Here is an 8723-nt window from a genome sequence, read left to right as displayed (position 1 = left end):
TCGAGCCCGGCCATGACGAATGGCTTTTAGCTGTTACGCCGCAAATTCCGCGTAACCTGTTTTCTCCAGCTCGCCTGCCAGTTCCTTGCCGCCGGAGCGAACGATCCGGCCTTCCGAAAGCACGTGCACGAAGTCGGGCACGATATATTCAAGCAGGCGCTGGTAATGCGTGATGACGATCATCGAGCGATCGGGCGAACGCAGCGCGTTGACGCCATCGGCCACGACTTTCAGCGCGTCGATGTCGAGGCCGCTATCGGTTTCATCAAGAACGGCAAGCGAGGGCTCGAGCAGCGCCATCTGCAAAACTTCGGCGCGCTTTTTCTCGCCGCCGGAGAAGCCAACATTCAAGGCGCGCTTCAGCATGTCGTCAGGCACGTTGAGCGGCTTTGCCTTTTCGCGCACCAGCTTCAGGAAGCGCGGCGCGTCCAGTTCCTCAAGACCGCGCGCCTTGCGCTGCGCATTGATCGCCGTCTTGAGGAAGGTCATCGTCGTGACGCCGGGAATCTCGATCGGATACTGAAAGGCGAGGAAGACGCCAGCGGAGGCGCGCTCGTCCACGCTCAGGCTCAGGAGATCCTTGCCCTTGTAGGTGACGGTACCTTTCGTCACCTCGTAGCCTTCGCGGCCCGAAAGAATATAGGAAAGCGTCGATTTGCCCGAGCCGTTCGGCCCCATGATGGCATGAACTTCGCCGTCACCGACATTGAGGTCGATGCCTTTCAGGATTTCCTTGCCGCCGACCGCGACGTGAAGGTTCTTGATCTCAAGCATTAGCCGACACTTCCTTCCAGACTGATACTGACAAGCTTCTGCGCTTCGACGGCGAACTCCATGGGGAGCTGCTGAAGCACGTCGCGGCAGAAACCATTGACGATGAGTGCGATTGCTTCTTCCGCAGGCAAGCCACGCTGCATGCAATAGAACAATTGTTCCTCGCTGATTTTCGAGGTGGTCGCTTCATGTTCCAAAATCGCGGTCGGGTTTTTCGCCTCGATATAGGGAACGGTATGGGCCGCGCATTTCGGGCCGATGAGCAGGCTGTCGCATTGCGTGAAATTGCGGACGCCTTCGGCCTTCTTGTGAACGCTGACAAGGCCGCGATAGGTGTTCGACGAGCGGCCAGCGGCGATACCCTTGGAGATGATACGACTCGACGTGTTCTTGCCGAGATGGATCATCTTCGTGCCGCTATCGACCTGCTGGTAATGGTTCGAGATGGCGATGGAATAGAACTCGCCGCGTGATTCATCGCCGCGCAGGATGCAGCTTGGATATTTCCAGGTGACGGCGGAGCCGGTCTCGACCTGCGTCCAGGAAATCTTCGAGCGGTCGCCACGGCAGTCGCCGCGCTTCGTCACGAAGTTATAGATGCCGCCATTGCCGTTCTCGTCGCCGGGGAACCAGTTCTGGACGGTCGAATATTTGATCTCGGCATCGTCGAAGGCGACAAGCTCAACGACAGCGGCGTGAAGCTGGTTCTCGTCGCGCTGCGGCGCGGTGCAGCCTTCGAGATAGCTCACATAGGAGCCCTTGTCGGCAATGATGAGCGTGCGCTCGAACTGGCCCGTCTGGGCTTCGTTGATGCGGAAATAGGTCGACAGCTCCATCGGGCAGCGGACGCCCGGCGGGATATAGACGAAGGACCCGTCGGAGAAGACCGCCGAATTGAGCGTCGCGTAATAATTGTCCGTCGTCGGAACGACGCTGCCGAGATATTTGCGCACCAGCTCCGGATGCTCGCGCACGGCCTCGGAGAAGGGGCAGAAGATGACACCGACTTCGGCGAGCTTCGACTTGAAGGTCGTGACAACCGACACGCTGTCGAAGACCGCATCGACGGCGACGCCGGCAAGCATCTGCTGCTCGATAAGCGGGATGCCGAGCTTCTTGTAGGTTTCAAGAAGTTTCGGATCCACCTCGTCGAGGCTTGCAAGCTTCGCGTTCTGCTTGGGCGCCGAATAATAGTAGGCGTCCTGGAAATCGATCGGCGGATATTCGACCTTCGCCCATTTGGGCTCTTCCATCGTCAGCCAGCGGCGATAGGCGTCAAGCCGCCAGTCGAGCATCCATTGCGGCTCACCCTTTTTGGCGGAAATAAAACGGACCGTATCCTCGCTCAGGCCAATGGGCGCGCGCTCGGATTCAATGTCGGTCGTGAAGCCATATTTGTACTTCTCGCCAGCAACCCTGTCGACGGTCTCGACCGTTTCGCGAACAGCCGCCATATCAATGCTCCACTTCTGCAAGCGCGGAAGCGTCCGCACCTGTTTTCGCACTCTTCATTTTATCTCTTGTGCGCTTCAGCACACGCGACCAGCTTGCGACAAGCCGATCTACTTCTTCGCGCGTATTGCCGCTGCCAAGGCTGACGCGGATCGTGGCTTTCGCCAGAGCGTCGTCCACTTTCATCGCGGCAAGAACATGCGAGCGCGCAACCTTGCCCGACGAACAGGCCGAGCCGGAACTTACCGCCAGCCCATCGAGATCGAGCGCCATGATAAGGGTTTCGGCATCGAGGCCCGATGCGGCAAAGAGGCTCGTATTGGCAAGGCGCGGCGCGTCTTCACCGAAGATGACGAGATCGGGCGCGACTTCGCGGAGCGCATGTTCAAGCGCATCACGCAGATCGGCCAGACGCGACATTTCATGCACGTCTTCGCGCGCCAGACGGGCGGCGACGCCAAAGCCTGCAAGGGCCGCAACATTTTCAGTGCCGGCGCGGCGACGCGCTTCCTGCCCGCCACCGCGGATGAGCGGCTCGAAGGCAAGGCCGGTGCGGACGACGAGCGCGCCTGCGCCCTGGGGCCCGCCGATCTTATGGGCGGAGACGAAGAGCATGTCGGCGCCGAGGCCGTCGAATTCGACACTCATGCGGCCCGCGGCCTGCACGGCATCGACGAGCAGAAGGCCGCCCGCGTGATGGGTGAGGACGGCCGCTTCGGCGATGGGCTGCACAGCGCCGGTTTCATTGTTTGCCAGCATCAGCGCGACGAGCGGCTTGCCCGGCGCTTCGAGCAACTTTGCGAGCACGGACAGATCGGCGACGCCGCAGGTGTCGACCGGGAGTTCGGTGACGGGAAGACCGAGGGCGGCGGCGGAGGCGCGCACGCAATCATGCTCGATCGCGGAGACGATCAGGCGCTCGATGCCAAGCGCCGATTTGGCGGAATGGAGCGCGAGGTTTGCCGCTTCGGTGCCGCAGCTTGTGAAGACGATTTCGGCGGGCTTTGCGTGGACCAGCGCGGCGACATGCGCCCTCGCCTCTTCCACCATCTGGCGGGCGCGGCGGCCTTCCGCATGGACGGACGAGGGATTGCCGGTGAGCATCAGCGCGCGCGCGATCGCTGCCGCCGCTTCGGGGCGAACCGGAGCAGTTGCATTGTGATCGAAATAGGCGCGCAGCTTCGTCATTCGGCAAATAGACCCTTCAATAGATCGAAGTTCAGTCGGCGGCGTTGGCGGCGAGCGATTTCTCGGCCTCGCGATGGTTCGACGTCGTGGCGACACGGCCATTGACGACATCGCCCAGCGACACGCCGCTCAGGAACAGGTGAATCTGGTGACTCAGCTCCTCCCAAAGGTCATGCGTGATGCAGCGGCTGGAGGAATTGCCCATGCAGCCTTTCGGCGAACCCAGCTCGCAGCGGGTGGCCTTGATCGGTTCATCGACAGCGACGATCACGTCGGCGATGCGGATCTGGTCGGCCTCGCGGGCCAGCAGATAGCCGCCGCCGGGGCCGCGCACGCTTTTGACAAGATCGCCGCGGCGCAGCTTGGCGAAAAGCTGTTCCAGATAGGAAAGCGAGATTTCCTGGCGCTGCGCGATGTCGGCAAGCGCTACCGGTCGACCGGCACCGTGGCGAGCCAGATCGGCCATTGCCATCACCGCGTAACGCCCTTTGGTCGTGAGCTTCATGGAGCCAACTCCTCTGGAAACCGGCTCGGGAGCGCTTCCAGCGCCCAAAAGCCTTGCCTAACCGGCACTTGCCTGTGTTAAAGAACGGTCGGCCTGCCCCGCTAACCGGGAATAGGCACGTAGCGAACCGGGTTATTCCCAGTACGCTAGTCAACTATTTAGCGATGTCTGGATTTAAATTCCAGCGAAAAAGCCAAGTTTCTGGAATTAATATCCTACACTGGCAGTTGGTTATTGCCCCCGAGGTCCGGGGTGCGAGCAAGGTGAGACAAGAAGAACATGCCCGAAGTCATCTTCAACGGTCCCGCCGGCCGCATCGAAGGCCGCTATCATCACAGCCGCAAGGCGAATTCGCCCATCGCGCTGGTGCTGCATCCGCATCCCCAATTCGGCGGGACGATGAACAATCCCGTCACCTACACGCTGTTTCAGGATTTCGTTGCGCGGGGCTTTTCGGTGCTGCGTTTCAACTTTCGCGGCGTCGGCCGCAGCCAGGGCGCTTTCGATAGCGGCATTGGCGAGCTTTCGGATGCGGCCTCGGCGCTGGACTGGCTGCAGGCGCAGAATATCGACGCGTCGCAGTGCTGGATCGGCGGCTTCTCGTTTGGCGCATGGATTGCCATGCAGGTGCTGATGCGCCGCCCCGAGGTCGAGGGCTTCATCTCGGTTGCTCCGCCGGCCAATATGTATGACTTCACCTTCCTCGCGCCCTGCCCTTCGTCTGGCCTCATCGTCAATGGCAGCGCCGATCAGGTGGCGCCCGCGGCCGATGTGCAGAAGCTCGTTGACCGGCTTAAGACGCAGAAGGGCATCGTCATCGAACACACGACGATCGACGGCGCGAACCATTTCTTCGATACGCATCTGGAACAGCTCGCCACCGTAACGGGCGCTTATCTGGACAAGCGTTTGGCTGCGCAGCCGACGCGGGGCTGACGGCCGTCGCCTTCAAACGATCCGTAGATAGATTGTCACCCCGGGACTTGTTTCCGGGGTGATTTTTTATGCGCGTGCCGGGGTGAAGATGGGTTCCGGGGACGACGTCAGGCTTTTGACGCCTTGTGCAATGTGCCGCCGGGCATCGGGGCGGGCACGCCGGTTGTCGTCGGCAGGCTGAGCGGCAGGCCTTTCAGCGAGCGCACAGCGAGATAGGCGAAGGCTTCGGCCTCGATGTCGTCGCCGCGCCAGTCCACATCTTCCGCAGGCAGAACACCGCCCTGAAGCCTGCGACTCAACATCGACATCAGCGTCGGATTATGCCGCCCGCCGCCGCAAATGATAAAGCGCGTCGGCATGCCGGGAATATGCGCGACGCCTCGCGCGATGGCTTCGACCGTGAAGGCCGTCAATGTCGCCGCGCCGCCCTGCGGCGAAAGGTGCTCGACGGGATCGGGCGAAAAGGAAAAGCGGTCGAGGGATTTCGGCGGGGGCAGATCGAAGAAAGGATTGTCCATCAGCCTTTCCAGCGCATCGACATCGACCTCGCCTTCGGCGGCGAGCGCGCCGTCCTTGTCCACGGGAATATCGGTGTGGCGATGCGCCCAGTCGTCGATCAGCGCATTGCCGGGGCCGGTGTCGAAAGCGATGAGTGCGCCGTCGAGGCCCACATAGGTCACATTGCCGACGCCGCCGATATTGACGACCGCGACGGGCTCCTTCGCGCCGAGGCTGCGCACCAGCGCCTGATGGTAAAGCGGCACGAGGGGGGCGCCGTGGCCGCCTGCCGCAACATCGGCGCTGCGGAAATCATTCACCACGTCGATGCCGGTGAGGCGCGCAAGCTCCGCCCCCATGCCGATCTGGACGGTGCGGCGGCGGTCGGGCTGGTGGAGGACGGTTTGCCCATGAAAGCCGATGATGTCGATATCGGCGGGAGCCAGATTTTCCCGCTTCAGCAGGCTGCGCACGGCCTGGGCGTGAGCAAGGGTCAGCAGGCGTTCGGCCTCGGCGATTTCGGCGGGCATGGGCGCATCCGGCTCCCATGTTTTCGCCGCTTCGAGCGCGGCACGCAGCACGGCGCGCTCTTCTGGCGTATAGGGCACGGCCAGCGAGGGGCCGGGCGTGACGGCGGAATGGCCGTCCGTCTCTATAATGGCGGCGTCTATGCCGTCGAGGGAAGTGCCGCTCATTAGCCCGAGTGCGCGGATCATGCGGTCCTGCCGGTTTTTCCTGTTGCCAAAGCGTGATACACCAGCCCCGCCTTAAAGCCTATCCAGACAGAGTTATCATGAGCACGTTCAAATCCGACTTCCTGCGCGAACTTCAACTTCGCGGTTTCATTCACCAGGTCTCCGATCCGGAGGCGCTGGACGAAGCCGCTTTGAAGGGCATCGTTACGGGCTATATCGGCTTTGATGCGACGGCGCCGAGCCTGCATGCGGGCAGCCTCGTCCAGATCATGCTGCTGCGCTGGCTGCAAAAGGCCGGGCACAGGCCGATGGCCCTGATGGGCGGCGGCACGACGCGGATCGGCGATCCGAGCTTTCGCGACGATGCGCGGCCCATTCTGACCGACGAGAAGATCGACGAAAACCTTGTCGGCATCAAATCCGTCTTCGGCAAGTTCCTGACCTTCGGCGAAGGCAAGACCGACGCCGTGATGGTGAACAATCGCGACTGGCTCGACGGACTGATGTACATCGATTTCCTGCGCGATTATGGCCGCCATTTTTCGGTCAACCGCATGCTCAGCTTCGACAGCGTGAAAATCCGGCTGGAACGCGAGCAGAACCTTTCGTTCCTCGAATTCAACTACATGATCCTGCAGGCCTACGACTTCGTGGAGCTGAACCGGAAATATGGCGTGACGCTGCAAATGGGCGGCTCGGACCAGTGGGGCAATATCGTCAACGGCATCGAGCTTGGCCGCCGCACGGATGGCGTGCAGCTTTTCGGCGTGACGAGCCCGCTGCTGACGACATCGTCAGGCGCGAAGATGGGCAAGACGGCGAATGGCGCGGTCTGGCTCAATGCCGATATGCGCTCACCTTTCGATTACTGGCAGTTCTGGCGCAATACGGAAGATGCCGATGTGGGCCGCTTCCTGCGTCTCTTCACCGAATTGCCGCTCGATGAAATTGCGCGGCTCGAGGAGCTTCAGGGTTCGGAGCTGAACGAGGCGAAGAAGATCCTCGCGACCGAAGCGACCGCCATGGCGCATGGCCGCGCGGAGGCGGAGAAGGCGGCGGGCGCAGCGAAGGCTGCATTCGAGGAAGGCGCTATCAGCGCCGATCTGCCGACGATCGAGGCTGAGGCCGAATTGTTCGATGCGGGCCTCGGTGTGCTCAATGCGTTCGTGCTTGCGGGATTGTGCGCGTCAACGAGCGACGTGCGACGCCAGATCAAGGGCGGCGCGTTGCGCATCAATGATGAGGCGGTGAGCGATGACCGGCTCGTGCTGACGCGGGCGAATTTGACTGCCGATGGCGTTGTGAAGCTGTCGATGGGAAAGAAGCGGCATGTGTTGCTGAAGCCAGCAGGCTGACGCGAGGCGAAGATCGCTGAAACTATAGTAGCGGCCTCGACGACTTCTTTCACTGGCCGCGAGACTCCATCGCTTGCCACTTCCGGCGATGTGAACGACCACGCCCAAAATGAAACCTAAGCAATTCAGACCGGAAAATCCTGACCACATTGGAGAGCTATATGTCCGTGGCCAAACTATTCGAACCTCTGACGCTTGCTCGTGGCCCGGCCATGAAAAATCGTTTCATGCTGGCACCGCTCACCAATCATCAAAGCTATCCCGACGGGCGTTTGTCTGACGATGAGTATCGGTGGCTGACCATGCGCGCGGAAGGCGGCTTTGCGTTGACGATGACTTGCGCGGCGCATGTTCAGGCGCGAGGTCAGGGCTTTCCCGGCCAACTCGGCATCTTCGGCGACGAACATCTCGAAGGCCTCACGCGTCTTGCAAGCGGCATCAAATCGCGTGGCTCGATTTCGTCGGTGCAGCTTTATCACGGCGGCAATCGCGCCCTCAAAGAACTGGTAAGCGAAGTCGTCTGCCCGTCAGATGACGCTGCGACCGGCGCGCGCGGCTTGACGCTGGCTGAAGTCGAAGAATTGCGCGACGACTTCATTACCGCGGCAAAGCGCGCGGATCGCGCCGGTTTCGACGGCGTCGAGCTTCACGGCGCGCATGGCTATATTCTACTTCAGTTCCTGTCGCCGACGATCAACAGACGAAATGACCGCTACGGCGGCAGCATCGAAAATCGCGCGCGCCTCATTTTTGAAATTATCGACGGCATTCGCGCCGAGTGCCGCCCGGATTTTCAGATCGGCCTGCGCCTGTCGCCGGAACGCTTCGGCGTGGTCCTGCCTGAAATCCGCGATGTCGCGGCGGAGGTCTTGCGGCAGGGCAAGATCGAATATCTCGATATGTCGCTATGGGACTATTCGATCGAACCTAATACCGAAGGATTTAAAGGCCGCTCGCTGATGAGCTACTTCGCTGAACTTCCGCGCGGGAATGTGCGTCTTGGCGTTGCTGGCAAGATCATGAGCGCGGAAGCCGCGGTGAATGTTCTCGACGCCGGTTGCGACTATGTTCTGATCGGCCGAGGGGCGATCTTGCGCCACGATTTTCCGGAGCAGGTGCGCCGGAACTCGAATTACCAATCGCCCGCCCTGCCCGTTTCAGCGGCGCTCCTTCGTCAGGAAGGGCTTGGTCCGGCCTTTATTGAATATATGCGGACATGGGCTGGCTTCGTGGAAAGTGAAGAAACAGCGCCTGCCGACTAAGAAGCGCTTGGATAGCGAGATTCAATACAGTCGTCATGCGCGGGCTTGACCCGCGTAT

Annotated in this window: 8 protein-coding genes; 3 read left to right on the top strand and 5 right to left on the bottom strand. The window is 61.1% G+C overall.

Annotated features, from left to right (window positions below; translation table 11 throughout):
* Positions 1-33 precede the first annotated feature (33 nt).
* From sufC to WA943_RS04430, 4 genes are read right to left on the bottom strand one after another with little or no spacing between them, the layout of a single operon-like run.
* Positions 34-774 carry a Fe-S cluster assembly ATPase SufC gene (gene sufC / locus WA943_RS04445; RefSeq protein ID WP_424468642.1) on the bottom strand — a complete coding sequence of 247 codons (741 nt, stop codon included), beginning with the start codon at positions 772-774 and terminating at the stop codon, positions 34-36.
* Positions 774-2228, bottom strand: a complete 1455-nt coding sequence (gene sufB / locus WA943_RS04440) for a Fe-S cluster assembly protein SufB (protein WP_424468641.1) — start codon at positions 2226-2228, stop codon at positions 774-776. Before sufB ends, sufC begins: the two co-directional genes overlap by 1 nt.
* 1 nt (position 2229) lies before the next feature.
* Positions 2230-3414, bottom strand: a complete 1185-nt coding sequence (locus WA943_RS04435; RefSeq protein ID WP_424468640.1) for a cysteine desulfurase family protein — start codon at positions 3412-3414, stop codon at positions 2230-2232.
* Positions 3415-3445: 31 nt separating this feature from the next.
* The gene (locus tag WA943_RS04430) at positions 3446-3919 is read right to left on the bottom strand and encodes an Rrf2 family transcriptional regulator (RefSeq protein ID WP_424468639.1); all 474 of its coding nucleotides are present in this window, start codon (positions 3917-3919) and stop codon (positions 3446-3448) included.
* A gap of 279 nt (positions 3920-4198) precedes the next feature.
* On the opposite strand from WA943_RS04430, the gene WA943_RS04425 reads away from it, so the two are divergent.
* Entirely contained in the window at positions 4199-4855 is a 657-nt protein-coding gene (locus tag WA943_RS04425; RefSeq protein WP_424468638.1) for an alpha/beta hydrolase, read from the top strand.
* Between the two features lie 107 nt (positions 4856-4962).
* Here WA943_RS04425 and WA943_RS04420 read toward each other — a convergent pair whose 3' ends face one another.
* Positions 4963-6069: an anhydro-N-acetylmuramic acid kinase gene (locus WA943_RS04420; protein WP_424468637.1), complete on the bottom strand. Its 1107-nt coding sequence runs from the start codon at positions 6067-6069 to the stop codon at positions 4963-4965.
* A gap of 77 nt (positions 6070-6146) precedes the next feature.
* Between WA943_RS04420 and tyrS the strand changes: the two genes are divergently transcribed.
* Both tyrS and WA943_RS04410 read left to right on the top strand, forming a co-directional pair.
* Positions 6147-7403 (top strand): tyrosine--tRNA ligase, encoded by a 1257-nt coding sequence (gene tyrS / locus WA943_RS04415; RefSeq protein WP_424468636.1) that lies wholly within the window; start codon positions 6147-6149, stop codon positions 7401-7403.
* 161 nt (positions 7404-7564) lie between these two features.
* Positions 7565-8665, top strand: a complete 1101-nt coding sequence (locus WA943_RS04410) for an NADH:flavin oxidoreductase (RefSeq protein ID WP_424468635.1) — start codon at positions 7565-7567, stop codon at positions 8663-8665.
* The last annotated feature ends 58 nt before the right edge of the window (positions 8666-8723 follow it).

The sequence above is a fragment of the Parvibaculum sp. genome, from assembly GCF_049651025.1.
Taxonomy (GTDB): Bacteria; Pseudomonadota; Alphaproteobacteria; order Parvibaculales; family Parvibaculaceae; genus Parvibaculum.
This window is presented reverse-complemented; position numbering and strand designations above follow the sequence as displayed.